The following is a 26,650-nucleotide window of genomic DNA, read 5'->3' as shown; positions in this document are numbered from 1 at the left end:
GCGCGCCGTCACCTACCTGCACCACCTGCAGCCGGAGGACACTGACCTCGACGACAACGACGAAGGGCAGGCGGCGTGAGCCGCCTGCCTCTCCCCATCAAACGGCTGGCGATCTCGTCCTGTAACCTCGGGACATGTCGGTGGCGTAACCCGGGTCAAGTGTTCGTGATAGCCCTCCCATATGCCTTTTGGCGCAGCATTTTCTTGCTCGGTAAACAGAAAGAGAACGTCAGGCCGGGGGAACCAACACATGAATATTGCCAAGATGTCTGTCGCGAGCGGCTTGCTGATCGGACTGGGGGCGATGATGTCTGCCTGCACGACCGCCCGCAATCCTAATCAACCTGATTATCAGTACCAACCGCGCACCTCGGTAAACCCGGCCTGTGCAGACGGCTTCAGGCCTAGCAACGACCGCTCATGCAGTTACTGACACGTTTGATCCGAGACGAGGCAGGCGCGGCAGCAAACGCGCGAATGGTGTTCAGTGACGCAGTCAACGACGGGCAATGAGCTGCGATCGCTGGTCCTCATTCCCATGTCGAGGGTTCCAAAGAAAGCTTCCATCGACCGCGCACCTACCGCCAGAAGTGTATTTCAAGTAAAATCTTGCAACCTTGAGAATTTATGCCATTATCTTAGATGCTATTCTTCGGGGGCGGCCATGAATGGTGAACGCGTCGATGACATTGCTGTTGGGAGGACAGACTATACAGGCCTTGAAATAGGTACTGTTTACAGCAAAGTCCCGAGAGTTTACGCGGTATATTCGAATTCCGACCGCGTGATGATCCAGTACGCAGATGATGAGAGCCTCGCCACGGAGCAAAGATTGGCACTCGCTCACCTCGCGCCCCTTCGAGGTGAAATCAACGGTTTGATAGATGGCTGGAGAAGCCCCAGGACGGTGGGGTCCGAGACTGGCCCAACCCATCGCGCAAGCGCAAGCGACGCCCGCGCGAAAAGATATGACCGCCGTACAGCTGACGCCTTGATCGTTGCACTGCAGGGCGATCAAGCGAGTGCTATGGTCCTCCTAGAGGCAATTAAGAGAGAGATCGTTGAAGAGCGCACTTCGACCGGCCGCGTTCAGTATGTGGTGACGGCGGGTCTCGTCGCGTTTGTCATCTTCCTTCTGTTTTGGGCCTTCAATGATCTCAACTTTCCAAAATTCGTGTCCCGGAATAATACCTGGATGGCGACCAGCATTGGGTGTCTCGGTGCGTTCTTTTCTATTGCGATCGGGATAAGGGGGAGGACGATCCAGACCGACCTCCGGCTTCGTGACAACCTCGCAGACGCCGGACTGCGAATTGTCATTGGGGCAATTTCGGCTGTGGTACTCTTCGCCTTGTTCCGAAGTGAACTATTTAAACTCACGTTGGGCGAGGCCGGTCCTATCAGGCTTTGTGTCACAGGGCCGGAATGCACGTCTCCGCAGATAGATATCGCGATAGTCGTCGCCTTCCTGGCAGGTTTCTCAGAGCGCCTTGTTGGAAATCTTCTCGATACCAAACTCGTCCCGGCACTCGGGGAAAACCCCGCGGTCGTTCAGCCGGTCGTGGCCAAGACGGACCTCGCCCGATCTGAAGCAGACGAAAGAAACCCGCGTGGGCTGACAGCGCCTCCCCGGCTTGCCCGTCCGTCTGCGGCAGAAACCGATGAAAACTTTAATGATCAGGTCGATTCCTGCCTCTGCGACGTGGAACTGGAGGACGGAGAAATTACCGAGGACATAAACTTGCCCAAGGCTTCCGGAGGTGTCGAGAAGCCGTCAGTGCACTGAGGAGGGACGCATGGTTTACTTATTGACCTGGCTGCCCGAAGTTCTCCGCCACGCAGGACTTAAAGTCGCGGAGACCAATGGCTGGGCAAGTCGTGGCACCGGCGAAATGGGGCGCGTGCGTGGCGTCATCTGTCACCACACCGGATCCATCGGGACCGGCAACATGCCCACCTTGAATGCCTTGATAAACGGTCGAGGCGGCAACCATCCACTTTCCGGACCACTCGCCCAGTTGGGACTGGGAGTCGACGGAACATATTATCTGGTTGCCGCTGGCAAAGCCAACCATGCCGGCCCGGGCGAGTGGAGAGGTATCAGGACGGGCAATTCCAGCTTCATCGGGATAGAAGCTGAGAACCCGGGCACGCCCAATGCACAGTGGCCAGACTGGCAGATGGATGCCTATAGACGTGGAGTGGCCGCAATTTTAAATCACATCGGGGAGACCTCCGATATGTGCTGTGGCCACAAGGAGTACGCACTTCCCGATGGTCGAAAGCCAGACCCATTGTTTAACATGGACGTGTTCCGCGATGGCGTGAAACGTGTCATGTCTGGTACGGCCACCCTCCGGCCCCCCGTTCCCGCTTTCGATGCGATTTCGGGCCATCGAACCCTGGAGCGAGGAGCACGGGGTTCGGATGTCGTGCAGGTGCAACGCGCCGTCGGTACCGAACAGGATGGAAGGTTTGGTCCGGTGACGGAGGCGGCGGTACGGTGCTTTCAACAGCGATATGGCCTTCGGCCTGACGGTATCGTGGGTCCACTGACCTGGTCGAAGATTGACGAGATACCACAACCGATAGTTCTTGCAGCAGGACTAACCGATGCCGCCAATGATACGTTGCCGGAAGGAGCCCGGCGCTTGCTCGATCTCATCGGCGATGCAGAAGCGCCGGGTGGGTATGACGTGTTATTTGGCAACAACCAGCACAGGCTACCGAGACCCTTGAGTAGCATGAGCTTGGCCGACGTTATTCTGAACGGCCCGAACTGGCGCAGAATGTTCAGGTCACCCGCGTGTGGCCGTTATCAGTTCATGACGACAACACTCATGCGCTTGCGCGGCACATTGCACCTGTCAGGAGGAGAAACCTTCGGCTCTGCCCTTCAGGATCAGCTTGGGTACACATTGCTGAAGTTTCGAGGATATGAGCGGTTTATGGCGCGCAAGATCTCGCTGGTCGATTTCGGCTTGGAACTTGCTCAAGAATGGGCTTCATTTCCTGTTCTGCAAGCCCGGGAGGGCGCACACAGGACGGTTAGGCGAGGGGAGACCTTCTACGCTGGTGACGGGTTGAACAAAGCCCTCATGGCTCCCGAAACTGTCGAACACTTACTGGTAAGTCTTCTGGAGTCGGCGCCGTCCAGTCGCGCTGCCTGATGATCACAAAGCCAAAACGCGTGTGCGGGGTATACGGACGTGGAGGGAATATGTCGAACAGGGAGTTGACGTCAAATGTTGGAGAAGTGAGTGGTGACGGGGCTGCAATAGCAAAAGACGCTGCAGGCGAGGAGTCCGCGTCGCGAGCAGCGCAGGAGCCGACACGACGATCAGATCCAGATGACAACCGCGTCTTCGTCGGCGACCGGGCATATCTGACAAGACAACAGACGAGTGGAGATGAGGTAAGAATTCTCGACATCCTGCCTGACATTCCGGATTTGAGGGATAGGATCTATCAACCCCATCTGCGTTCTCTACAGAGCGGGATCTATCCGACGATCGCATTTCCGGTGAGGGACCAGGGAAAATCTCCACGCTGCGTTGGCTATGCCCTTGCACATGTCATAGACGTCCTCCGCCACCAGACCGTCAGCGCAACTCCGCGAGAACGCGTCAGCGCGAGAATGCTCTATGAAATGGGCCTTCGAAATGACGAATGGGCAGACAGTCCCCACGACGGCTCATCCCTGCGCGGGGCCCTGAAGGGGTTTTTCCGAAATGGCGTCTGCAAAGACGGTCCAACTGACAAGACAAAGAAGGATTGGCTGCTGACATACGAGTTGGCGAAGGAGGCGACGGAAACGCGCCTCGGTGCCTACTTCAGGCTTCAGCCTGACATCAGTGACTATCACGCGGCCCTGAACGAGGTCGGAGGGATTTACGCTTCCGCACAAATACACGGGGGCTGGCTAAAACCAGTCAACGGATATATCACGCCCGACGGCGCTCCCATTGGCGGACACGCCTTCGCCATCGTGGGCTACGACGCCGAAGGATTCTGGATCTTGAATTCCTGGGGCGAAAAATGGGGCAGGGAGGGGCTCGCACACTGGGCCTACTCGGATTGGGCCGCAACGATCATGGACGCTTGGGTGTTGCAACTCGGCGCACGCGCTCCATCCGCCTTCAATGCCCTGCCAAAATCATCTCCGACCAGCCGTTCCGGTCTCTTCGGCATCAACGAGCCAACACGCGCCGACATTCTCGGCCATTTCCTCAACATCGACGATGGCAAGCTTGTCGTAACAGGCAAGTATGCGTCGCCGAAGGATGATGAGATGGCAGAGACCGTCAAACGACTTACGATGAAGGAATCCAACAACGGCACGGGCTACCCGCACTTGATGATTTACGCGCACGGCGGACTGAACTCCACGGTGGACGAGGCGCGCCGTATCTCGGCGTGGAAGCGCGCAAATATCTTCGGACGAAACTCAATCTACAACTTTCACCTGATGTGGGCTTCGGATTTCCTCGACGAGGCGTTCGGCGCAATGTCGTCGGCAACTTCCGGTCTCGCTGGTGCGGGCTTTTCGGATTGGCTGTTTGAGGCTGGACCGGGCAAATATTACGGCAATCGCGCATGGCGAAACATGAAAGGTGACGCAGAAGCCGCATTCAGCGGCCGCAGGGAATACGATGGTGGATTCCAGGGCCTTGAACCGCTTCTACAGGGTTTGGACACCGCAGACCTTCGTCCCAAAATTCACCTTGTCGGTCACAGTGCCGGGTCAATCGTTCTCGGTCGACTGATTTCCGCATTGGGACGGTTCAAGCTTAAAAATCTGACCATCGACAGTGTGCATCTTATGGCTCCAGCCTGCACGACGGACTTCTTCAATGAACACTATGGAAAGCTGCTCAAGGGAACCTCGGCGCTGAGGCTAAACGGCAATATCCACCTCTATATGATGAGCGACGATCTCGAGAAGAGAGACACCGTCGAGGCCGGAATTCCCTTGACACCACGGTACAGCCACTCCCTGCTGTACCTCGTCTCGCGAGCCTACGAAGAGCAGCCACATACGCCGATTGCCGGGATGGAAATCTATGGACCGAAGATAGGCAAGAGCGCCCGATTGATCGTCGACAAATCATTGTCAGCGCAAACGATGTCTCGATCCCATGGTGGTTTTGACAATGACACTGCAACGCTTACGACCATAATCGAAAGAATCAACGGCAAGCGAGTCAGTGTTGAATTAGTCCCTCGCGATGACGAACTGCGGGGATACTGAGAGGGTCGTCTGCCTGCCAGGCGAAACGCACTTGAGCTTCTTGGCGTTGGCAAAAGCCCCACGCTGTCGACAGTGTGCCTTCGTGATGTGGCCTTCAATTTTGTCTGTCTTGTGCTTGTTTGCGGCATCGCCAACGTGCGAAGTCATCGCCCTTGGAGTAGGCCGGGTTCTCCACTGCCAGCCAGTTTTGGGCGTATCGAACCGCGAAGCCATGGACGCCCCATACGTGGTATTGGTCGACATGTATCAGTTCATGGGCCCATGCCGAAACTGTTGCAGCCGTTAGCGCGTCGCGAAACACCACCACATCAATCAGGGTGACGGCGTCCGCAAATCTTCCCCGTTCCAGTACCGTGGCGAGATTGAAGGAGCCCACGTCACCAATCCGGTATCGGACACGGTTCATTGAAGCTTCGGTCGAGTAACCCGTGAGTTGCTTGCGAATATCTGGCGGGATCGGCAACGATCCTTTTATTGCAGCGTCTCGACTTGCAACCAGGACGCTTTCTAGAATTGGGCCAGAAAAGGTCGTCGCCTGAATTTCGTTTAGGGTACGAGCGATACCGTAGATGGCGACTTCTATCGTGCTCGAGTCCCGCTTCAAATTAGCCCCTGCTTGCGCATGAAAATGTCCGGTCGGGCCGAACTCTGGTGAGCCGCTGCAAGCGTAGACGCATGAAGTCGCTGCGCCGATCGTCCCGAGCAAGACGGTCGAAAAGATATGTCGAGGAGCGAACGGACGTTGCATGGCCAACCTCTAAGGTTCGTAATATACTATATGATTGGGAAATGTATGCATTGGCTTGGTTGGGTCTGTCGTGACCGCCGGTTTTGCAGCTTGGCCATCGCCATATGCTTAGCGCCGTCTTCTGCAAAACGTCTTGGTCGAGATATGGGGTGTGTCATGACGAAGAAGCTCGCGCTGCCCTGTCGGTTGCGACTGACGGCCTTTGACACTAGGTAGTTCTGCCGCGAGCGACGACGGTTTTCAGGACCATTCGAAATGTCAGGATGATCGACGCAGCGCCTAAGGCAATAGCCGCAATGCCGGTCTGCTGCGTGGAGACCTGAAACCCCAGAAAATCGAAAGAAGTTGCTCCGCCCCCGGGTGCAGCCATCAGCAATAGACCGCCTGAAATGCACCCAAGGCCAAAGAGGGCGGCGAGTACTGATGCAATTATCAGCACCAATTTGCTTCTCTCATCCTGGGCGGCATTCCCGACAGGCTTTTCCTCAAGATCAGGTTCGCGCCCCGACAGTCTTGCTTCGATGACTACGCAAGCCGTCCGAATATCGGGAATGTGTATCTTGCCGCTCTGTTTCGCATCACTCCAGAAATCTTCTGTCCCCCACCCAAATGATTTCATCTTGTCCGCAAATGCAGGATCGAGGACCGCTACCGATCGACATGCAACCTTGAAAAGAAAGGCCGGCGTGTTCCACCTTCTCTCCTGTCTCACCTCGCCGACATCATCCAGATAGGTTTGAGCCTGGGTCAAGGCGACGTTTAATGCCGCAATTGCTCGCCGGAGTGCTTCCTCGTCCTGATCCGACCGCCGAAATTGATCTGCCCAATGAACCAGGGCCGCGGGAAATTGATCGATAGAGTCGTCCTCGAGGTGGTACCTGTTCACGGAAGTTTCCTCCACTGAACACAACCAGAAAATAGCATGTATGCCTCGCCGGAGACAGGCTTCGTTTGCAAGGCATGAAGGGATGGTGCAAGGTCATCACCCTCCTTTCTGCTCACTGCGATCCGATAACTTATTGAAATGTCGTCTGGAACTTCTTGCCAAGGAAGTCTTTCAGCCATGACCAGCTGTTCCGGTTGACTGGCACTGACCAGAACGTTCGTTGTCAGATCGAACAAGCAATCACTCCTGATCTTGGTGAGTGGCCGCAACGTAGCTGGTGTCGGTTATTTTCGATCGCGGCCGGGCTAAGTCAAAGCAGACTTGACGGATCAGCGAGTTTGGGAAATGCTAAGATGTCAGACCAATTTGGTCGATTGCCTAAGAATAAAATGGGGAACCATGAGGGCATCAATGAGCGACAGGCCCGTGATCCGGCCACTACCGGCTATCGATCGCGCGCGTCAGGTGACGGACGCACTGGCGGATTACATCAAGAGCGCGCAACTGAAGGCTGGCGACCGCCTGCCGGCAGAGCGTGAACTGATGTCAGCACTGATGGTCGGCCGCTCAACCATTAGGGAGGCAATACGCCACTTCCAGGCCCTCGGCGTCATTGAAACGCGAAAGGGAAGCGGGACCTATCTGCTGAAACCGGTTTCCAAGGCGACGATCCACATGCCGCTGTCGCTTGATACCGGCCATCTGCGGGACGCCCTTCTACAGACGCTTGAGGTGCGTCGCGGGATAGAATGCGAGGCCTGCATGGTCGCCGCGAGAAAGCGGACCGACACGGATCTCGTCCTCATCGAACAGAACCTCAACGAGATGGAACGCGTCCATATCGAGAAAGGCACATCAGGCCCGGAAGACCTCGCCTTCCATCTCGCCATCTATGATGCGACCCACAATCCGCTTTTTCGCCAGCTTCTTGAACAGATGCGCGAAACCTTCTGGCAGTTCTGGGAACACCCGTTCGAGCGCGAGGATTTTGCTCGCCGCTCCTTTCCCTTTCATCGCACGCTCTTCAACGCCATCGCTGCCCAGGATGTTGAGGCCGCGCGAGAAGAAACACTGAAGATCCTCGATGTCGTCGAGGAAGATATCAAGGAAATGTCCAAATGAATAACGGCGCGAACGCGTTCGATCTTGCCTCGCTCATCACCGCACACGACGAAGGAAACTTCGCGGAAGCGGTCGTGCCGCCGATCTTCCAGACCTCGCTTTTCACCTTCTCGAACTATGACGACATGATCGCTTCCTATCGCGGCGAGAAGGTTCGCCCGATCTATACCCGCGGGCTCAATCCGACTGTTCGCATGTTTGAGGAAATGCTGGCAAAGCTTGAAGGAGCCGAAGACGCGTTAGGTTTTGCAAGCGGCATGGCGGCGATCTCGTCGACGGTGTTGTCCTTCGTCGAGCCGGGCGACCGTATCGTTGCGGTCAAACACGTCTATCCAGATGCCTTCCGGCTCTTCGGCACGATCTTGAAGCGCATGAAGGTCGAGGTGACCTATGTGGATGGCCGCGACGAAGAGGCCGTCGCAAAGGCACTGCCCGGAGCCAAGGTATTCTATATGGAAAGCCCAACGAGTTGGGTCATGGACGCCCACGACGTCGGTGCGCTCGCGGCACTCGCTAGGAAGCATGGCCTGGTCACGATGATCGACAACAGCTGGGCGAGCCCGTACTTCCAGCAGCCAATATCGCTCGGCGTCGATATCGTCATCCATTCGGCCTCGAAGTATCTCGGCGGCCACAGCGACGTCGTCGCTGGCGTCGTCGCTGGCTCCAAAGAGATGATCGCCCGCATCAAGGCGGAGGCCTATCCTTATCTCGGCGGTAAGCTCTCGCCCTTTGATGCGTGGCTTTTGATCCGCGGCCTGCGCACATTGCCGATCCGTATGCGCGCGCATGAGGCAGCTGCGATGACGATCGCCAAGCGGCTGAAGGAGCTCGACGTGGTGGAGACGGTTTGCCATCCGGGCCTTGCCAATCGCCTGCCGTCCGGTCTCAACGGCACTTCGGGCCTGTTTTCCTTCATATTCCGTGAGGGCGTCGATATTCGTGCCTTCGCCGATCACCTCAAGCTCTTCAAACTGGGAGTGAGCTGGGGTGGACATGAAAGCCTGATCGTACCAGGCGAGGTCGTCCTTCAGCAGAAGGCGCAACCGAATTCCGCGCATACCTTCGGGATCCATGCACGGTCCGTACGCCTCCACGTCGGTCTCGAAGGAACCGAGGCCCTGTGGAAGGACATCGAGGCGGCATTGGCGGTCGCCTCTTAAGTTCACAACCTGAAAAACCTGAAAAGGGGGAGCAAGCATGAAAAGACTGATCACCGCCACTTTACTCGCCACGATGATGGCCGGTACGGCACTCGCCGATACCACACTGAAACTGGTCGAGGTTATCACCAGCCCCGAGCGTACGGAGACGCTGAAGTCGATCGTCGGCAAGTTCGAGGCTGCAAACCCCGGGACCAAGGTCGACATCATCTCGCTGCCCTGGAACGAAGCCTTCCAGAAGTTCGCCACCATGGTTTCGGCCGGCGACACTCCCGACGTCATGGAAATGCCCGACACCTGGCTTTCCCTCTATGCCAACAACGGCATGCTCGAAAGCCTCGAACCTTACCTCGCCAAGTGGGAGCACACCAAGGGCCTGACGCCGCGCGCGCTTGAACTCGGCCGCGATGTCAAGAACACCGCCTACATGCTGCCTTACGGCTTCTACCTGCGTGCGCTGTTCTACAACAAGAACCTTTTCAAGGAAGCCGGCGTTTCCGAACCGCCGAAGACGCTCGACGATTTCGTGGCCGCCTCCGAAAAGGTCTCCAAGCTTCCCGGCAAGTCGGGTTACTGCCTGCGCGGCGGTCCGGGCGGCCTGAACGGCTGGGTGATGTTCGGCGCGACAATGGCCGGCTCCAACAAGTTCTTCAACGAGGATGGCACCTCGACGATGAACAGCGAAGGCTGGGCAAAGGGTCTCGAATGGGTCGTCGACCTCTACAAGAAGGGCCTGACGCCGAAGGACAGCGTCAACTGGGGCTTCAACGAAACCGTCGCCGGATTCTACTCCGGCACCTGCGCGATGCTCGACCAGGATCCGGACGCTCTGATCGCGGTTGCCCAGCGCATGAAGCCGGACGATTTCGGGGTGACCAAGATGCCAGTCGGTCCAAGCGGCAAGGGCTTCACCACAATCGGTTTCGCTGGCTGGTCGATGTTCACCACCAGCCAGAACAAGGATCTGTCCTGGAAGCTGATCGAGACGCTTGAATCGCCGGAAGGCAATATCGAGTGGAACAAGCGTACGGGCGCTCTTCCGGTTCACACCTCGGCCGAAAAGGATCCCTTCTACGCAGGCGATCAGTTCAAGGGTTGGTTCGAAGAGCTGGCCGACCCGAACATCGTTCCGACCGTGATGCCGACCTACCTGGAAGAGTTCGCCTTCTTCAAAGACTCGCTCGCCATCAAGACGACGCAGCAGGCGCTTCTCGGCGACATCACGCCGAAGGAGCTGGCTGACCAGTGGGCAGATTATCTGACCAAGGCGCAGCAGAAGTTCCTCGCCAAGAAGTAACGGCCCACCGGCGGCGGACCTGTCCGCCGCCTCTTTCACTGTCTTGCGACGGCGCAGATTGCGCCGCGAAACGGATTTTGCCTGATGACCCTCACTGCCGATACGCTGGAAAGGCGCCAGGACAGACGCCCCTGGCTGAAGCGCATCGCTGATGCCTCCGAACCCTACCTCTATAGTGCGCCGTCACTGGTCCTGATCATTGCGGTGATGCTGGTGCCACTGGTGATCGGGGTGTCCTATGCGTTTCGCGACATCCAGCTGCTCAATCCGTTTTCGGGCGGCTTCATCGGGCTCGAGCATTTCCGGGCGCTGTCGAAAGACGCAGCCTTCTATGGTGCGCTGAAGAATACGCTCTTGTGGACAGGCGCCTCCGTCCTGTTGCAATTCATCTTCGGCCTCATTCTGGCGCTGCTGCTCGACAAACCGTTCTGGGGCAGGGGCGTCGTGCAGGCTCTGGTCTTTCTGCCCTGGGCCGTTCCCTCCTTCCTCGCCGGCCTGAACTGGGCCTGGTTGTTCAATCCGGTGATAGGGCCGATCCCGCACTGGCTTTTTGCGCTTGGCCTGATGAGCGAACCCGCCAACATCCTCTCCGATCCGCAACATGCGATGTGGGGACCGATCATCGCCAACGTCTGGTGGGGCATTCCCTTCTTCGCGATCACCTTACTTGCCGCTCTCCAGGCAATTCCGCGTGATCTCTACGAGGCAGCTTCCATCGACGGCGCCGGCTGGTTCCAGCGCTTCCGCTCGATCACCTTGCCCTTCCTTGCGCCGACGATTGCCATCACCGTGCTGCTTCGCACCGTCTGGGTGTCCAACTTCGCCGACCTGATTGTCGTCATGACCGGCGGTGGGCCGGCCGACCGGACGCAGATCGTCGCAAGCTACATCTTCACGCAGGCGTTCAAGCGCCTGGACTTCGGATACGCCTCGGCGATCGCGCTGGTGCTGCTGGTGCTGCTGCTTGCCTATTCGATGCTGATCATCCTGCTGCGGCAGACCCTGCTGAACAAGGATTGATGCCATGAAGCGATCCATTCTCCCTACCATCGCGCATCGCCTGGCCATTCTCTGCTACATCGTCTTCGCGCTGTTTCCGCTGTTCTGGCTTCTCAAGGTATCGGTGACGCCGAACGACCTGCTCTATACCGAGGGCGTTCGGATGTGGCCGTCGCGCACGACCTGGGAACACTATTCCTTCGTCATCCAGCACAGCGCCTTCCCGACTTTCTTCAAGAACAGCCTGATCGTCTCGGCCTCGACGGCGATCGTCGTGACGATGTGCGCCTCTCTTTCCGGCTATGCGCTGTCGCGCTTTAACTTCCGGGCCAAGTATTGGATCGTCGCGTTAATGCTTTTGACGCAGATGTTCCCGCTCGTCATGCTGGTGGCCCCGATCTTCAAGATCCTGACGCCACTGCATCTGACGAACAGCCTCACCGGCCTCGTTGTCGTCTACACCGCCTTCAACGTGCCCTTCGCTACCTTCCTGATGCAGTCCTTCTTCGACGGCATTCCGAAGGATCTCGAGGAGGCGGCCATGATAGACGGTGCAACGCAGTTCACCGCCTTCCGGCAGATTATCCTGCCGCTGACGTTGCCCGGCATCGCGGCAACGCTCGGCTTCGTCTTCACCGCCGCGTGGAGCGAACTGCTCTTTGCCCTCATGCTGATCAACGGCAATGACGCGGCAACCTTCCCGGTCGGGCTTCTGACCTTTGTTTCCAAATTCTCCGTGGATTTCGGGCAGATGATGGCGGCGGGCGTGCTCGCGCTCATCCCGGCCGGTCTCTTCTTCCTGCTCATCCAGCGTTATCTCGTCCAGGGCCTGACGGCCGGCGCGGTCAAGGGTTAATCAAAATGGCATCGATCGATATCCAGAACGTCAAGAAGGCCTATGGTCCCGTCAAGGTGCTGCACGACGTCGACCTTAGGATCAAGGACGGCGAGTTCGTCGTGCTCGTCGGCCCATCCGGCTGCGGCAAGTCGACCCTGCTGCGAATGATCGCGGGACTCGAGGACGTCACCGGCGGTGAGATCCGCATTGCCGGCAACCGCGTCAACGAACTGCATCCGAAGGACCGTGACATCGCCATGGTGTTCCAGTCATACGCCCTTTATCCGCACATGAATGTCGCCGGCAACATGAGCTACAGCCTGAAGCTAAGAAAGACGGCCAAGGAAAAGATCTCCAGCGCTGTCGGTGCTGCCGCCTCCAAGCTCGGTCTCGACCCGCTGCTCGAACGCAGGCCGAAGGCGCTTTCAGGCGGTCAGCGTCAGCGCGTGGCCATGGGCCGCGCCATAGTGCGCCAACCGAAGGCCTTCCTCTTCGACGAGCCGCTGTCGAACCTCGACGCACGCCTGCGCGAACAGATGCGTGCCGAAATCAAGAAGCTGCATGGCGACCTCAAGGCGACGTCGATCTACGTCACCCACGACCAGATCGAGGCGATGACGCTCGCCGACCGGATCGTTGCCATGCACGGCGGCGTCGTGCAGCAGGTCGGCAGCCCGCTCGAGCTTTATGATACGCCTGCCAACCTCTTCGTCGCCGGCTTCATCGGCTCGCCGGGCATGAATTTCCTCGACGCGACCTATGCGGATGGTGGTGTTCGCCTGAAGGACGGAACGGTCGTCCCGCTCGCCGCACCCCTGTCACTCGCAAACGGCGCAAAGGTGACACTGGGGATTCGGCCGGAGCATGTGGTCATTACCGATCAGGGTGGCCTGAACGCGAACGTCGAATTGGTCGAACCGACCGGCTTCGGCATCATCCTGCACCTGTCGCTGCACGCTCTGCCATTCAAGATCTTCACGCTCGACCGGACCGCGCTGACATCCGGTCCGACGATCAACGTGTCGTTCCCCGCGCAGCATCTGCACGTCTTCGACGCGGATGGAAACAGGGCAAAATAGGCGAGCAGCCTCAGCCGTGGGCGAGGCTGCCGCGCAGAACGGCACTATTGAAGTCTGGTCGCGGCGTCGGAATAACAACCGGTATCACGGCCTCCTTGCTGGCGGGCACCACCGCTTCGGTCGCCGGCAGCGCCGGTTCCGCACCTGAAATGGCCACTGTGCCCGGCATCGGGATCGGCACCGGAACGGTCGTCGGTACGAGTACCTCAAACTGCGCCGGCATCTTGCTCTGGCCAGGCAGGTAGTTCATCGCGACTTCGTAGGCGGGCAGGGGCGCCGGCGTCTGTAGCTCGCCGTCCCGCCCACGCTTCTCGTAGAACGCATTGCCGCCGGCAATCGTTACGTAGTGCATATTGCGATACGGGAACGACAGGCCGTCTGTGTGGAAGAACATCGCGTTCTTGACGCCTGGATGCCGTTCGCCGCGGAAAATTGCATCTGCAGCGTCCGTCAGTTCAACCTCAGCCGTCGGCTCGACTTCGCGCGTCATCACGCCAGGCGCAAACTGCCTCTGTTGGGCAACGACGCCGCAGATTGAATCGGGATAGGCCCCCGATGTCAGACGGTTCATGACCACCGTTCCGACCGCCATGTAGCCGTCGCGATCAGAATGCTCGGATTCGAAGTACATTGCCCGCTTGAGGCAATCGCGGTCCTTGGCCGTGTAATTGAAAGTAACTTTGGTTGACTGCGCCGCTTGCGCCGCATTCTTGGGCTTGCTGACCTGGCTCGCCACCTTCGAAGCCGGTTGCTGTGCGGTCGTGCAGCCCGCCGCTGCCACGCCCGCCAACAGGATCCCGGCGAGAGATTTTCCCAACGCTATATGCGCCCTCAATGTCAGGTGCCCCCTATTTAGAGTAGTAAGCCCTTCTCGATTAAGTGGTCGCTTTTTTACCTGCGTTTAAGGTAAATTTCAAACCCAATCAGTATCACAATTTGATTTGGCCGCTTTTGGCCCGCCTGCACAGGCTGATTAGCGCTCTCGCCACCCACTGAAAACAGCGACACTTTCCATCACAGGTCACACTTTCAAAGCGGATGCAACCGCCGAAACCAGCGTGCCGCTCCAGCCTGATTCGATCGACTAACGACCGCGTCGGCCCTTCATTTGTCGTCGGACCGGAACAACTTCCATCGCGTTGGTCGAAAGGCGATCCTCGTGCGGTCGAGGGCGCCGGCCTGCGCTGGCGATAGTTCCAATTCGATCGGCGGATGCCCCTTGCCGATGTCGACCTCGATGTGGCGCGTACCAGCGACGCGCCGGCTCGTCGTCAGCAAACCGGCGATGCAGCCGCCACAGCCATCGCGCAATTCAATGTCGTGCGGCCGGAAATATAGTTGAGCGTCTCCATCCGCTTCGCCCTCGACCTTGAGGCCGAGCGGCCTATCCTCGAACCAGATCTCTCCACCGTTGACCCTGACGTCGAGACAGTTGGACTGTCCGACAAAGCCGAAGACGAAGGGGGAGTTCGGATTGTCGTAAACCTCATCGGGGGTTCCGACCTGCTCGATCGCGCCCTGGCTCATGACAACGACGCGGTCAGCAAGCTCCATCGCCTCGTCCTGGTCATGCGTGACGAAGACCGTCGTGTGACCCGTGCGATCATGGATCTCGCGCAGCCATTTGCGCAGATCCTTGCGAACTTGGGCGTCGAGGGCGCCGAAAGGCTCATCGAGCAGCAGTACATTCGGTTCGACCGCCATGGCGCGTGCGAGCGCGACGCGCTGGCGCTGGCCGCCGGAAAGCTGAGCCGGATAACGCTTCTCAAGACCCGAGAGCTGGACAAGTTCAAGCAACTCCAACGCCCGCCGGCGAATTTCCGCCTTGGGCGGGCGCCGTGAGCTATCGCGCACCTTCAGGCCAAAGGACACATTTTCCAGCACTGTCATATGCCTGAACAAGGCATAGTGTTGGAACACGAAGCCGATGTTGCGCTGCTGCACGGTCTTCTTTGACGCGTCCTCGTCTCCGAAATAGATCAACCCTTCCGTCGGGCTCTCCAGGCCAGCAATGAGCCGCAACAGCGTCGTCTTGCCCGATCCGGACGGGCCGAGCAGCGCGATCAACTCGCCGGAGCGGATATTGAGCGAGACGTCGTGCAGCGCCGGAAAGCGTTCGAATTCCTTGCGCAGGTTTTGTACGCGAACTTCCATTCTAATTCCTTCAGTGCCGTCGGCTGGCGGCGATTTCTTCGCTGTATCGCATCTCGAGCAGCGTCTTCAAAACAAGGGTTACGAGCGCAAGCAAGGCAAGCAGCGTGGCGACGGCGAACGCGCCGGTGAAATTGTACTCGTTATAGAGAATTTCCACCTGCAGCGGCATGGTGTTCGTCTGTCCCCGGATGTGACCGGAAACCACGGATACAGCCCCGAATTCGCCCATGGCGCGGGCATTGCAAAGCAATACACCATAGAGCAGGCCCCATTTGATATTAGGCAAGGTCACGTGCCAGAAGGTCTGCCAGCCGCTGGCGCCGAGCGAAATCGCCGCCTCTTCGTCGCTCGTACCTTGCTCTTGCATCAGCGGAATCAGTTCACGCGCCACGAACGGGAAGGTGACGAACATGGTCGCCAGGATCAATCCCGGCACGGCAAACAGGATCTTGATGTCATGAGCGCTCAGCCATTGGCCGAGGTGGGTGTTGGCACCAAGCAGCAAGACGAAAACGAGGCCGGAAATAACAGGCGAGACCGAAAACGGCAGGTCGATCAACGTTGTCAGGAAAGCCTTGCCCTTGAACTCGAACTTGGCAATCGCCCAGGCGGCCGCGATGCCAAAGGTCAGATTGAGGGGAACGCTGACGCCGGCCACGATGAGGGTCAGGCGAATAGCCGAAAAGGTCTCCTCGTCCTGCAGCGCCTCGAGGAACGGACCCGCACCCTTGCGGAACGCCTCGACGAAGACGGCCGCCAGCGGCAGAAGCAGGATCAGCGTCAGGAAGACCAGCGAGGCAAGGATCAGCGTCCAGCGCGCAAACCGATGTTCGGTGACGGCGGAGCGCACCTTTGTCGGCTGAAGGCTCGTATCAAACGCCATAGCCGTACCTCCGTCTGCGCCAGCTCTGGATGAGGTTGATGATCAGCAGCATGGCAAACGAAATCACCAGCATCATTGCGGCGATGCCCGTTGCTGCGGCATAGTTATATTCCTCGAGCTTGATGACAATCAGCAACGGTGCGATCTCCGACCGGAACGGAAGGTTGCCGGCAATGAAGATTACCGAGCCGTATTCGCCGACACCGCGGGCAAAGGCGAGAGCGAAGCCTGTCAGGGCCGGCGGCATCAAGCCCGGCAGCAGCACGCGGAAAATCGTCTGCAGGCGCGTGGCGCCAAGCGTTGCGGCAGCTTCCTCCACCTCCTTGTCGATCTCCTCCATGACAGGTTGAACCGTGCGCACCACGAAGGGCAAGCCGACAAAGACAAGCGCGATGACGATACCGAGTGGCGTGAAAGCGATCTTGATGCCCAGCGGCGTCAGGAACTGGCCGATCCAGCCGTTCGGCGCATAAAGGGTCGCCAGCGCGATACCAGCAACCGCGGTCGGCAACGCGAAAGGCAGATCGACCATTGCGTCGATGATGCGCTTGCCAGGGAACCGGTAGCGCACGAGCACCCAAGCCAGCACGACGCCGAAAACGACGTTGATGCAGGCGGCCGCAAAGGCGGCGCCAAAGCTGATGCGAAGGGCGCTCAGGGTACGAGGATCGAAGGCGATGGCGAAGAATTTTTCCCAGCCAAGCTCGCTCGACCGCCAGGCGAGGCCTGAAAGCGGGATGAGGATCAGAAGGGTGAGCCAGGTCAAGGTAAGGCCGAGCGCCATTCCAAAGCCTGGAATGACGCTCGGCCGTCTGAACCGCCACCGCGTGGGGCTATGTGATCTCATGCGACGTATTATTGTGCCGGCTTGTAGATTTGGTCAAATACGCCGCCATCGCCGAAGAACTTCGGCTGCGCTTCTTTCCAGCCGCCGAAATCGTCGATCGTCGCAAGTTTCAGGTTCGGGAAGCGCGCAATGTCAGCCTTGTCTGCAGCTTCCGGCTTGATCGGCCGATAGAAGTGCTTGGCCGCGATCTTTTGCCCCTCGTCCGAATAGAGATAGTTCAGATAGGCTTCGGCGACCTTGCGAGTGCCCTTTTTGTCGACATTGCCATCCACAACGGCGACCGGCGGGTCAGCCCGGATCGAGAACGCCGGGGTGACGATCTCGAACTGGTCGGGACCGAGCTCTTCGAGCGAAAGGTAGGCCTCGTTTTCCCAGGCCAGGAGAACGTCGCCGAGACCGCGCTGAACGAAGGTCGTCGTTGCACCGCGCGCGCCGGTGTCGAGAACCGGAACATGCTGCAGCAGCTTCGTCACGTATTCCTGCGCCTTGGCGTCATCACCACCATTCGCCTGCTTGGCCCAGGCCCAGGCCGCCAGGAAGTTCCAGCGCGCACCACCAGAGGTCTTCGGGTTCGGCGTAATCACCTGGACGTCGTCCTTTACCAGGTCGGCCCAGTCCTTGACGCCCTTCGGATTGCCCTTGCGAACCAGAAAGACGATCGTAGAGGTGTAAGGCGTCGAGTTATTCGGAAACTTCGTTTTCCAATCCGCAGGAATCTTGCCAGTCTTCTTAGCGATCGCGTCAATGTCGCCCTCGAGGGCAAGGGTAACGACATCGGCATCAAGCCCATCGATGACCGACCGCGCCTGCGCGCCAGAGCCGCCATGCGAAGCCTTGATGGTGACAGCCTCACCGGTGTCCTTCTGCCACTTGGCAGCGAAGGCGGCATTGAAATCCTTATACAGTTCCCTCGTCGGATCGTAGGATACGTTGAGAAGCGTCTGATCCGCGAATGCGGGCGCGACGGCGCCGATTGCGACACTGCCTGCCAGCGCCACAGCCGCGAGAAGCCGTGTGATCCTTATTGACTGCATAGAAACCTCCTTCGTTGGTGGCCGAAACTCTACCAAGTTGGTCGTATAATGAAACGAAGAATGTTTCTGTTCCGCCATGCTCTCTGGAATGCCATCCCAATTGAAGCGCGCTTTCGAAATGGACTTGCTCGATTTGATGATCACAATTCCGGTAAAGCCTCGGACTAAGCTCGCGGAGGCCGAGCTGGGCATTGCCAGGAAGACGGAAAGCGCAACTTAACGCCCCGAAAATCTACCTGTTCGTCAAACGCGCGAGTCGGCCAGAAAATCCGAATAGAGCTCTTCGGCAGTCTTTGCCTTGCGCATGGCCGCCAGAATGCCCGGCGTCTGCAGCTGACGCGCGATTGCTGCCAGCACGTTCAGATACTCGCCGCGGCTTGCTTCGCCAAACAAAAGCGCGAAGACGATATCAGTCGGAACATCGTCCACCGCCTCGAAATCGAGTGGCCGGGCGTAGCGTAGCAGCAAGCCACGCGGATGCGTCATCCCCTCCACCACGGCATGCGGAACAGCGACACCATTGCCGATACCCGTCGAGCCAAGGCTCTCGCGGCTTTCCAAGGCGTGCAGTATCTTCTTTCCTTCAATTCCGAAGGCGAGGGCAGCTTTTTCGGCAATCGCCTGCAATCCTCTCCATTTCGTCGCAACCGAAACACCGATGAATGTGTGCTCAGGACGGATGATCAGCGAAAGGTCCATGAAGTCTCTCTTGTCATTTGTGCAAGGCCGCGTCGGCGGGCGCCGCGGCTGACACCCGATTAGCGCCGCTTCCAATGCCGCAAACTGATTTCCCGGGCCGACATTGTTCTGCGTTCATATGTCCAGACGAGATAAAGGTTCGAGCACGAAAGCCGACCTCAGATATAAACATCGCATAAGGATCGTCCAAATGTCTGGTGGACGCTCCAAGCTTTAATGCCCAGGGACGTCGCAGTCTGAGGGGCAAGGGCCTCGACCCTGGTCGTGCCGATCTGAAAAGATTGAGCAATTCATCGCATCATGAGCAAAAGCCTTCGAAACGCGATTGAACTTCGAAGGCTTCGGGCCCTATAGTGCTTGCCAAAGCCGCGCTGATTTGATCGGTGCGGGGAGGCAACGGGAAGGAAACAGAAGAATGGCCAAAGTCCGCGCGCTGGTGCTCGAACGCCAGCATGAACTTGCGCTCCGTGATATCGACCTGCCGATGGATACGGGTCCCGGCCAGGTGAAGATCAAGATCCACACGGTTGGCGTCTGCGGCTCCGATGTCCACTATTACACCCACGGCAAAATCGGCCCATTCGTCGTCAACGAGCCGATGGTGCTCGGTCATGAAGCCGCCGGCACGGTAGTCGAAGTCGGCGCTGGCGTGACGCATCTCGAGGTCGGCGACCGTGTCTGCATGGAACCCGGCATCCCCGATCCCAATTCCAAGGCGAGCCGGCTTGGCATGTATAATGTCGATCCCGCTGTCACCTTCTGGGCGACGCCACCGATCCACGGCATCCTGACATCAGAGGTCGTTCATCCCGCCAATTACACCTATAAGCTGCCCGACAATGTCAGCTTCGCAGAAGGCGCCATGGTTGAGCCCTTTGCAGTCGGCATGCAGGCCGCGACAAAGGCGAAGATCGTCCCCGGCGATACCGCCGTCGTCCTTGGCGCCGGCCCGATCGGCACCATGGTGGCGATCGCCGCGCTTGCCGGCGGCTGCGCCCGCGCCATCGTCGCCGACCTCGCTCAGCCGAAACTCGATATCGCCGCGCAGTATCAGGGTGTCATCCCCGTCAATATCCGCGAGAAGAACATCGTCGAGGAAGTTGCGCGCCTGACGGATGGCTGGGGCGCCGATGTGATCTTCGAATGCTCCGGCTCGCCGAAGGCTTGGGAGACCATCATGGAGCTGCCGAGACCGGGCGGCGTCATCGTTGCCGTCGGCCTGCCGGTCAATCCGATCGGCCTCGACGTATCGACCGCATCGACCAAGGAAATCCGCATCGAGACCGTCTTCCGATACGCCCACCAGTACGAACGCTCGATCGCCCTGCTTGGCTCCGGCCGTGTCGACCTGAAGCCGCTGATTTCCGAGACATTCGGCTTCGAGGATTCCATCACTGCCTTCGACCGCGCCGTCGAGGCGCGTCCAGGCGACGTGAAGCTGCAGATCGTGATGGAATAAATCGACGACGCGGCACGCACGGCGGCTCAAGGAAGAGCCGCCGAACCGAGATGCTGCGAGACAGGAAAATCTCCGTATGCCGGACCTCGTCGGGAACAGTCCGGAACGGCTCGCAGCGTCGGAAGGCGAAGGCTTCGTACAACGCGACGGCCTGCCTCATCTAGATCGTCGTGTGCGCCAGTTCGGTGCGCGGCTTGGCGAATCGCGTCCAGCGCCGCCGCCATCAAGGCATGACCGATGCGTCGCCCCCGAAAGGCTGGATCAACGTAGAATTTGTGGACTTCGCCTGCCTGTGCGTCAAAGGCGTTGAAACCGATGCAGCCGGCCGGCACGCCGCTCCAATTCGCAACGAGCATTAGCGCCTCCGCCGAGCCGAATTGCTGGGCGAGGCTATCGCCGGTCTGTCGGTGATAGAGTTAAGGATCAAGTCCGCCGGATCGGCCACATCCCATTCGCCAAGCGCCGGGGAGAAAAATGCGCAGGTCTCCCTCTTTGGTCCTCGCGACTGATATCGAGATCATCCTGCGCCCCTTCGTTGTCTTTGGCCCGAGACTTCAAGGCGTCAGTTCGTCTGCGCCCCCTCCGCATCAGCCCACTCACACTCGAATGCCAGTACAGGCCTTGCGAATCCCTTGAGATCCCGCCGTGATGCATTGGCGAAGAGATCGGCTGCGCCGTGCTCGCGAAAGATGTTCTCCGAAACCAGGATCTGATCGACCCCGGCCGCTGCACAAAGCCGCGCGGCCAGTTGCACGGTTGAGCCGAAGATGTCCCGGCTGTCCTCGATCGGCTCGCCACAATCAAGCCCGATCCTGACATGGATGGGTTCCGGCGTGCCGCCGTTGTAGATCCTGAATTCGCGCTGGATGCTGATCGCGCATCCGACGGCCGCGTGGGTGGAGATGAAGGAGGCCATGATGCCGTCACCGGTGTGCTTGACCTCCCGCCCTTCGCATTGTGCCAGGCAGCGGCGAACGATGGCATCGTGCGCCCGCACGAGTTCGGCAGCCATCCGGTCGCCAAGCCGCGATGTCATCTCCGTCGAGCCTACGATGTCGGTAAACAGGATCGCTCTATGGCCGGCATCCCGTTCGACGCCGGTCTCGCCGGCCTTCTGTTCAGGTTCGTGAATGCGTCCAAGAAACGCTTCGACAGCCGATAGCGCCACCTCGACTACTTCGCCGGCAATATAACCATGGGCTTCGCGATGCACGCACTGCGCGGTTTCGGCATCCGGCGCATCGATCAGACAGAATGCGGTCCCGCGCCGCTGGTCGTACCAATAGGTGAGGAACTTCACCCCATACCTATCTTCGACAGCCAGATCCTTGCGATGCGCTTCTGCAATGTCTTCTGCGGATGTACCCGCAAGATCATGCCGGTCCATGAAGATAGCCACGTTCGTGCATCCTTCGGAGAGCCCCTCAGCATTGGCCGCATCCTACGCCGTTGCCACCGCAACGTCCACAGCACGGGACGTCGAGCCTCAGAGCATCGTCGTGCCCACCACTTCGCAGAGCCAGCCGCGGAAGGAAGCCATCGCCGGGGTCTCCGGTCGGGACTGCAGCCGGGTTAGCCAATAGCTGCCCGTGGTGACAGTGATGTCGAAGGGTTGGCGGATCGCCTCGGCAAGCAGATGCCTGGAGAACATCAGCGTCGGCGCCAGCGCAACGCCGACGCCCTGCAGCGCGGCCTCCATCATGGCAAGCGATGAATCAAAGACGATGTTTTTCAACGGCAGCAGGCTCGCCTCCATCCCGGCGGCAGCAAACCATTGCGACCACTCATCGGCCCGATACGATCGCAGCAACGTCTGCTTCAGGAGGTCGCCCGGCGCGCTCAGTTGCGCGGCGATCTCGGGCACGCAGAGGGCTGATAGCGGCGCCTCCAAGAGCCGCAACGCCTCGATGCCATGCCACGCACCCGAACCGAAACGGATCGCGTAGTCCAGCCCCTCGGCGGCGATATCGACCCGGTTGTTGTTGGTTGAGAGGCGCAGATCGATGAAGGGGTACTGGGCTTGAAAGGCACGCAACCTCGGCAGCAGCCAGCCGACGGCAAAGGTGCCGACAGCGCCGATGCGCAGCACTTCGCGATAGTGCCCGCCCTCGAACTGCTCCAGTGTTCCGGCGATCCGGTCGAAGGCATCACGTAGCGCCGGCAGCAGTGTCTCGCCTTCGCTGGTCAGCATCAGCCCGCGAGGCAGCCGTTCGAACAGCGTCACATTCAACCGCGTTTCCAGGCTCTTGACCTGATGGCTGACGGCAGCCTGCGTGACGCAAAGCTCAATCGCGGCCTTGGTGAAGCTGAGGTGCCGGGCGGATGCTTCAAAAGCTCTGAGCGCATTCAGCGGCAGATGCGGACGAACCATTGGACACCCAAATTTTTCTAATGCTTCGCTCTAGATATCGTCGTTTGAGACGGGCGTACAGGCCTCGTATATCAATCGCGCCTGACCCGATCCGCTTCGTGAAAACCGCCGAAACCGTCGGATTGCCCGATATCTCAATGCATTTTGCATTGGACGCCCGCCGCGGTGCCGAGACACCGCGACTATTCCACCAACCCGAGGCACCGTATCCATTATGAAAAATATTTCGCAATCCACGCTTGGCATTCTCGCCACCGCTTCAGTCCTCATGGGCGCCGGCGCGCACGCCGCGGAACGCCAGAGCGAGCTTGCCGGCGTCGTCAACGCCATCGCCGTCCCTTTGATGGCGAAGAACAATATCCCCGGTATGGCAATTGCCGTCACAGTCGGCGGAAAGCGTTACACCTACAACTACGGCGTGGCGTCGAAGGCAAGCGGACAGAAGGTGACCGACGCGACGCTCTTTGAAATCGGCTCGGTCAGCAAGACCTTCACCGCAACCCTCGCGGGCTATGCTCAGGCGAGCGGCGACCTCTCCTTTACTGACAGTCCCGCCAAATATCTTCCGGAATTAGCCGCCAGCCGCCTTGCCGGTGCCACGATGCTCGACCTCGGCACCTACACGGCCGGTGGCTTGCCGCTGCAGTTCCCCGATGACGTCACCGACCACAAGGCGATGGTCGGTTACTACAAGAGCTGGAAGCCCGCCTATGCCCCGGGAACCTATCGTGTCTATTCCAATCCCAGCATCGGCTTGTTCGGCTACGCCGCCGCAAAGGCGATGGGTTGGCCCTTCGATGACCTGATGCAGCAGAAGCTTTTTTTGGCACTCGGCCTTAGCCATACCTTCATCACGGTTCCGAAGGCTGACGACGAGAACTACGCCTATGGATACTCAAAGGCTGGCAAGGCCATCCGTGTTTCGCCAGGCGTTTTGGATTCCGAGGCCTATGGCGTGAAAATGTCTGCAAGCGACATGCTGCGCTTTGTCGAAGCCAACATGGATGGCTCCAATCTCGACAAGACCACGCAATCGGCGCTCGCGGCGACCCATACCGGCTATTACAAGGTCGGCAGCATGACCCAGGGCCTCGGTTGGGAAATGTATAATTATCCCACCACCCTCGACCAGCTTTTGGCCGGCAACTCGGCCGACATGACACTGAAGGCCAATGAGATCGAGAAACTGTCGCCGCCAAGGCCGCCGGCGAACAATATGCTTCTGAACAAGACTGGATCGACCAACGGCTTCGGCGCCTATGTTGCCTTCGTGCCATCGAAGAGTATCGGCATCGTGCTCTTCGCCAACAAGAACTATCCGAACAGCGAGCGTGTAAAGGCGGCCTACAAGATATTGGCGACGCTCGACGACGATCTGCCGGCCGCCAACGCCGACTGAGCGTCTGCAGATAGGGGATAAGGCCGCACGGCTCCGGCAATGACATCAATGATTATAGCAGCCTTCGTCCACGCCGCACCGATCAACACGATAGTGAGCCGTCCGTCGCGGATAAACTGCAATGCTTTGCGGCGAGGGGGGATCGGCGCCGGGTGCGAAGGAAGGACGTGAGCTTCCGCATCAACGGTCCGCAGAAAATGGTCTCCCTCCAGTTGAACCTCGGACGTGCCTGTGTGGCACACATGGTCCCCCGAAGAAGCGAGGGCTCCCTCCGGCAGTGCTGCAGAGGGACCGGAGTTGCGGGCATAAACCGCCGAACGGGGCGCTCGGAAGCGCCATATTGTTTTTACTTCAGCAAGGCAATTTTCGGCGCCCCGTCTGAGTGAAGTGCAGCCTGATCGCCGCCTAAACCGCCTTCAGATCTCCCAGCAGTGTCGGGATCAACTCGGACACCGTCGGATGGATTGGTACCGCCCATTTCAGCACCGGGTAGGGGGCCTTGGCGTTCATCGCGTCGATGAAGCCGTGGATCGCCTCGTCACCCTCGATCCCAAGGATCGCAGCACCGAGAATCTGTTGCGTCTCTGCGTCGGCGATCACCTTCATCAAGCCCTTGGTCTCGGCGCGCTCATTGGCTCGGCCGACCCGGCTCATCGGACGGGTGGAGATCATGATCTTGCGGCCGGTGGCGCGGGCTTCCTTCTCGCTCATCCCGACACGACCGAGCGGTGGGTCGATGTAGAGCGCATAGGCGAGGATGCGGTCACTGAGCTTGCGGTCCTCACCGTCCAGCAGGTTGGCGGCAGCGATCTCGAAGTCGTTGTAGGACGTATGGGTAAAGGCCCCTCGGCCGTTGCAGTCGCCGAGCGCCCAGATGCCCTCGACATTGGTGGCAAGTCTGTCGTCGACGGTGATGTAGCCTCGCCGGTCAGTGGCAACACCGGCCTTGTCGAGCCCGAGGTCGCCAGTGTTCGGCGTGCGGCCGGTGGCCACAAGCACATGGCTTGCCTCGATCGGCGATTGACCATTGCCGATGCTGACCTCGATCCCGTCGGTCGTCGTCGCGAAGCCGATCCCATCGGCGTCCGTGTGCACGGCTATTCCTTCCGAGCGCAGAATGTCGGCGATCGCATCGGAGATGTCAGCGTCCTCGCGCGACGCGAGCTTCGGGCCACGCTCGATCACCGTCACCTCGGCGCCGAAGCGGCGATACATCTGTGCGAATTCGAGCCCGATATAGCTGCCGCCGATGACGGCAAGATGCCGCGGAAGCTGGTCGAGATGGATGATCGACGTGCTCGTCAGGTAATCGATACTGCCGATCCCTTGCATATCCGGAATGGTCGGCCGCGCACCGACGTTCAGGAAGATCTTCGGAGCCGTCAGCGTGTCGCCATTGACCGTCACCGTACGGGCGTCCTCGAAACGGGCGTGGCCGTAGATGACGGTCATGCCGTCCATGCCGGCAAACCAGTTGATGAGCCCATTGCGGGCGTTCATCGTGACGGCCTCGGCACGCTTGCGCACCACGGTCATGTCAATATCGATGGCGCCCGGGATCAGCACACCATAATCAGCGCCGCGCCGCGCCACATGGGCGGCCCGGGCGCTGGCCACCAGCGTCTTCGTCGGCATGCAGCCGGCGTTGACGCAGGTGCCGCCGAGGAACTTTCGTTCGATCAACGCCACCTTCATGCCCTTCGCAACCATGCGGGCCGCAAGGAAGGGACCGGACTGGCCGGCCCCGATGACGATGGCGTCGAAACTTGGCATCACACTGCTCCCACGATGATGAGCGCGCCGATGATCGCAACCGCGTCCTCGATCAGCGCTGCCGGTCTATCCTTGCCGAAGGCAGCGGCAAGCTTACCACGAGCCACCGCACCGCCAAGCGTGCCGACAACGGCACCGACAATGCCTGCGATCAGCCCGCCTGCGAGCGAGGCGCCGGAGGCGCCGATCGTGGCGCCGGTCAGCGCACCCATGATGATGCGCGCAGAGAACTGCATCGGTACCTTGCGGGAAGGCGTCGAGGGCAGCTGGTCGGTAATCAGTTCGACCACGGCAAGCAGGCTGAACACCCACGGCGTCCAGCGATATCCCATAAAAGCAAGCGGTGTCTGCGAGACATCAAACCAGCTGAGAGCCACGCCCCAGGCAACGGCGGCCGGCGCCATCATGGCCCGAAGCCCTGCGACAATGCCGATCAAAAATGCGAGAAACAAAAGCATGTGACCCATCTCCTATGCCGCGCACAATTTAATCGCGGTCATGGAAAGCTGGCACAATGTCGCGCGGCTTTCAATTTGCCCGATGGTTGGCTTGACTCAATTCGCGAATGCGGCAATGCCGGTGACGGCGCGGCCGAGGATCAGCGCGTGGACGTCATGTGTCCCCTCATAGGTGTTGACCACCTCGAGG

At 59.2% G+C, this 26,650-nt stretch carries 25 protein-coding genes; 12 read left to right on the top strand and 13 right to left on the bottom strand.

The window, feature by feature from the left end:
• Positions 1–250: 250 nt before the first annotated feature.
• The 4 genes from FHT77_RS30855 to FHT77_RS30840 all read left to right on the top strand — a co-directional run bounded on the left by FHT77_RS30855 (position 251) and on the right by FHT77_RS30840 (position 5,251).
• The gene (locus tag FHT77_RS30855; protein ID WP_183759276.1) at positions 251–433 is read left to right on the top strand and encodes a hypothetical protein; all 183 of its coding nucleotides are present in this window, start codon (positions 251–253) and stop codon (positions 431–433) included.
• Between the two features lie 231 nt (positions 434–664).
• Positions 665–1,786, top strand: coding sequence for a hypothetical protein (locus tag FHT77_RS30850; RefSeq protein WP_183759275.1), 1,122 nt, complete (start codon positions 665–667; stop codon positions 1,784–1,786).
• 10 nt (positions 1,787–1,796) lie between these two features.
• Positions 1,797–3,170 carry an N-acetylmuramoyl-L-alanine amidase gene (locus FHT77_RS30845; RefSeq protein ID WP_183759274.1) on the top strand — a complete coding sequence of 458 codons (1,374 nt, stop codon included), beginning with the start codon at positions 1,797–1,799 and terminating at the stop codon, positions 3,168–3,170.
• Between the two features lie 50 nt (positions 3,171–3,220).
• Complete coding sequence (locus FHT77_RS30840; protein ID WP_183759273.1) at positions 3,221–5,251, top strand: C1 family peptidase; 2,031 nt, start codon at positions 3,221–3,223, stop codon at positions 5,249–5,251.
• Between the two features lie 94 nt (positions 5,252–5,345).
• On the opposite strand, the gene FHT77_RS30835 is transcribed toward FHT77_RS30840, so the two are convergent.
• Positions 5,346–5,999: a DUF4157 domain-containing protein gene (locus FHT77_RS30835; RefSeq protein WP_210281082.1), complete on the bottom strand. Its 654-nt coding sequence runs from the start codon at positions 5,997–5,999 to the stop codon at positions 5,346–5,348.
• A gap of 208 nt (positions 6,000–6,207) precedes the next feature.
• Positions 6,208–6,900 (bottom strand): hypothetical protein, encoded by a 693-nt coding sequence (locus tag FHT77_RS30830; RefSeq protein ID WP_183759272.1) that lies wholly within the window; start codon positions 6,898–6,900, stop codon positions 6,208–6,210.
• A gap of 384 nt (positions 6,901–7,284) precedes the next feature.
• Between FHT77_RS30830 and FHT77_RS30825 the strand changes: the two genes are divergently transcribed.
• The 6 genes from FHT77_RS30825 to FHT77_RS30800 all read left to right on the top strand — a co-directional run bounded on the left by FHT77_RS30825 (position 7,285) and on the right by FHT77_RS30800 (position 13,383).
• On the top strand, positions 7,285–8,007 hold the full coding sequence (locus FHT77_RS30825; protein WP_183759271.1) for a FadR/GntR family transcriptional regulator: 723 nt from the start codon (positions 7,285–7,287) through the stop codon (positions 8,005–8,007).
• On the top strand, positions 8,004–9,170 hold the full coding sequence (locus FHT77_RS30820; RefSeq protein ID WP_183759270.1) for a PLP-dependent transferase: 1,167 nt from the start codon (positions 8,004–8,006) through the stop codon (positions 9,168–9,170). The genes FHT77_RS30825 and FHT77_RS30820 overlap by 4 nt, the downstream gene beginning before the upstream one ends.
• 37 nt (positions 9,171–9,207) lie before the next feature.
• Positions 9,208–10,467, top strand: a complete 1,260-nt coding sequence (locus tag FHT77_RS30815) for an ABC transporter substrate-binding protein (protein WP_028758894.1) — start codon at positions 9,208–9,210, stop codon at positions 10,465–10,467.
• An 84-nt stretch (positions 10,468–10,551) separates the two neighbouring features.
• The gene (locus tag FHT77_RS30810; protein WP_183759269.1) at positions 10,552–11,487 is read left to right on the top strand and encodes a carbohydrate ABC transporter permease; all 936 of its coding nucleotides are present in this window, start codon (positions 10,552–10,554) and stop codon (positions 11,485–11,487) included.
• A gap of 4 nt (positions 11,488–11,491) precedes the next feature.
• On the top strand, positions 11,492–12,322 hold the full coding sequence (locus tag FHT77_RS30805) for a carbohydrate ABC transporter permease (protein ID WP_183759268.1): 831 nt from the start codon (positions 11,492–11,494) through the stop codon (positions 12,320–12,322).
• Between the two features lie 5 nt (positions 12,323–12,327).
• Positions 12,328–13,383 (top strand): ABC transporter ATP-binding protein, encoded by a 1,056-nt coding sequence (locus tag FHT77_RS30800; protein ID WP_183759267.1) that lies wholly within the window; start codon positions 12,328–12,330, stop codon positions 13,381–13,383.
• 10 nt (positions 13,384–13,393) lie between these two features.
• Here FHT77_RS30800 and FHT77_RS30795 read toward each other — a convergent pair whose 3' ends face one another.
• From FHT77_RS30795 to FHT77_RS30770, 6 genes are all read right to left on the bottom strand, one after another.
• Positions 13,394–14,218, bottom strand: coding sequence for a cell wall hydrolase (locus FHT77_RS30795; protein WP_183759266.1), 825 nt, complete (start codon positions 14,216–14,218; stop codon positions 13,394–13,396).
• A gap of 269 nt (positions 14,219–14,487) precedes the next feature.
• A complete protein-coding gene (locus FHT77_RS30790) occupies positions 14,488–15,537 on the bottom strand; it encodes a sulfate/molybdate ABC transporter ATP-binding protein (protein ID WP_183759265.1) in 1,050 nt (349 codons plus the stop codon).
• Positions 15,538–15,547: 10 nt separating this feature from the next.
• Positions 15,548–16,420 (bottom strand): sulfate ABC transporter permease subunit CysW, encoded by an 873-nt coding sequence (cysW, locus tag FHT77_RS30785; RefSeq protein WP_183759264.1) that lies wholly within the window; start codon positions 16,418–16,420, stop codon positions 15,548–15,550.
• On the bottom strand, positions 16,410–17,267 hold the full coding sequence (gene cysT, locus FHT77_RS30780) for a sulfate ABC transporter permease subunit CysT (protein WP_183759263.1): 858 nt from the start codon (positions 17,265–17,267) through the stop codon (positions 16,410–16,412). Before cysT ends, cysW begins: the two co-directional genes overlap by 11 nt.
• Before the next feature lie 8 nt (positions 17,268–17,275).
• Complete coding sequence (locus FHT77_RS30775; RefSeq protein WP_183759262.1) at positions 17,276–18,301, bottom strand: sulfate ABC transporter substrate-binding protein; 1,026 nt, start codon at positions 18,299–18,301, stop codon at positions 17,276–17,278.
• 243 nt (positions 18,302–18,544) lie between these two features.
• Entirely contained in the window at positions 18,545–19,000 is a 456-nt protein-coding gene (locus tag FHT77_RS30770; RefSeq protein ID WP_183759261.1) for a PTS sugar transporter subunit IIA, read from the bottom strand.
• Between the two features lie 415 nt (positions 19,001–19,415).
• On the opposite strand from FHT77_RS30770, the gene FHT77_RS30765 reads away from it, so the two are divergent.
• Positions 19,416–20,459 (top strand): NAD(P)-dependent alcohol dehydrogenase, encoded by a 1,044-nt coding sequence (locus FHT77_RS30765; RefSeq protein ID WP_183759260.1) that lies wholly within the window; start codon positions 19,416–19,418, stop codon positions 20,457–20,459.
• Between the two features lie 26 nt (positions 20,460–20,485).
• Here the strand turns inward: FHT77_RS30765 and FHT77_RS32380 are convergent, their stop codons facing one another.
• The 3 genes from FHT77_RS32380 to FHT77_RS30750 all read right to left on the bottom strand — a co-directional run bounded on the left by FHT77_RS32380 (position 20,486) and on the right by FHT77_RS30750 (position 22,830).
• Positions 20,486–20,815, bottom strand: coding sequence for a GNAT family N-acetyltransferase (locus tag FHT77_RS32380; RefSeq protein ID WP_183759259.1), 330 nt, complete (start codon positions 20,813–20,815; stop codon positions 20,486–20,488).
• Between the two features lie 206 nt (positions 20,816–21,021).
• The gene (locus FHT77_RS30755) at positions 21,022–21,858 is read right to left on the bottom strand and encodes a nickel-binding protein (protein ID WP_183759258.1); all 837 of its coding nucleotides are present in this window, start codon (positions 21,856–21,858) and stop codon (positions 21,022–21,024) included.
• Between the two features lie 87 nt (positions 21,859–21,945).
• Positions 21,946–22,830 carry a LysR family transcriptional regulator gene (locus tag FHT77_RS30750; RefSeq protein ID WP_183759257.1) on the bottom strand — a complete coding sequence of 295 codons (885 nt, stop codon included), beginning with the start codon at positions 22,828–22,830 and terminating at the stop codon, positions 21,946–21,948.
• A gap of 214 nt (positions 22,831–23,044) precedes the next feature.
• On the opposite strand from FHT77_RS30750, the gene ampC reads away from it, so the two are divergent.
• Complete coding sequence (gene ampC / locus FHT77_RS30745) at positions 23,045–24,229, top strand: class C beta-lactamase (RefSeq protein ID WP_183759256.1); 1,185 nt, start codon at positions 23,045–23,047, stop codon at positions 24,227–24,229.
• 405 nt (positions 24,230–24,634) lie between these two features.
• Here the strand turns inward: ampC and FHT77_RS30740 are convergent, their stop codons facing one another.
• Both FHT77_RS30740 and FHT77_RS30735 read right to left on the bottom strand, forming a co-directional pair.
• Entirely contained in the window at positions 24,635–26,002 is a 1,368-nt protein-coding gene (locus FHT77_RS30740) for an FAD-containing oxidoreductase (protein ID WP_183759255.1), read from the bottom strand.
• Complete coding sequence (locus tag FHT77_RS30735) at positions 26,002–26,460, bottom strand: DUF4126 domain-containing protein (RefSeq protein ID WP_183759254.1); 459 nt, start codon at positions 26,458–26,460, stop codon at positions 26,002–26,004. The genes FHT77_RS30740 and FHT77_RS30735 overlap by 1 nt, the downstream gene beginning before the upstream one ends.
• Between the last annotated feature and the right edge of the window lie 190 nt (positions 26,461–26,650).

Origin of the sequence: Rhizobium sp. BK181 (assembly GCF_014193305.1) — a bacterium.
Lineage (GTDB): Bacteria > Pseudomonadota > Alphaproteobacteria > Rhizobiales > Rhizobiaceae > Rhizobium.
Note: the sequence above shows the minus strand (reverse complement) of the source record. Positions and strands in the feature narration are given on the sequence as shown.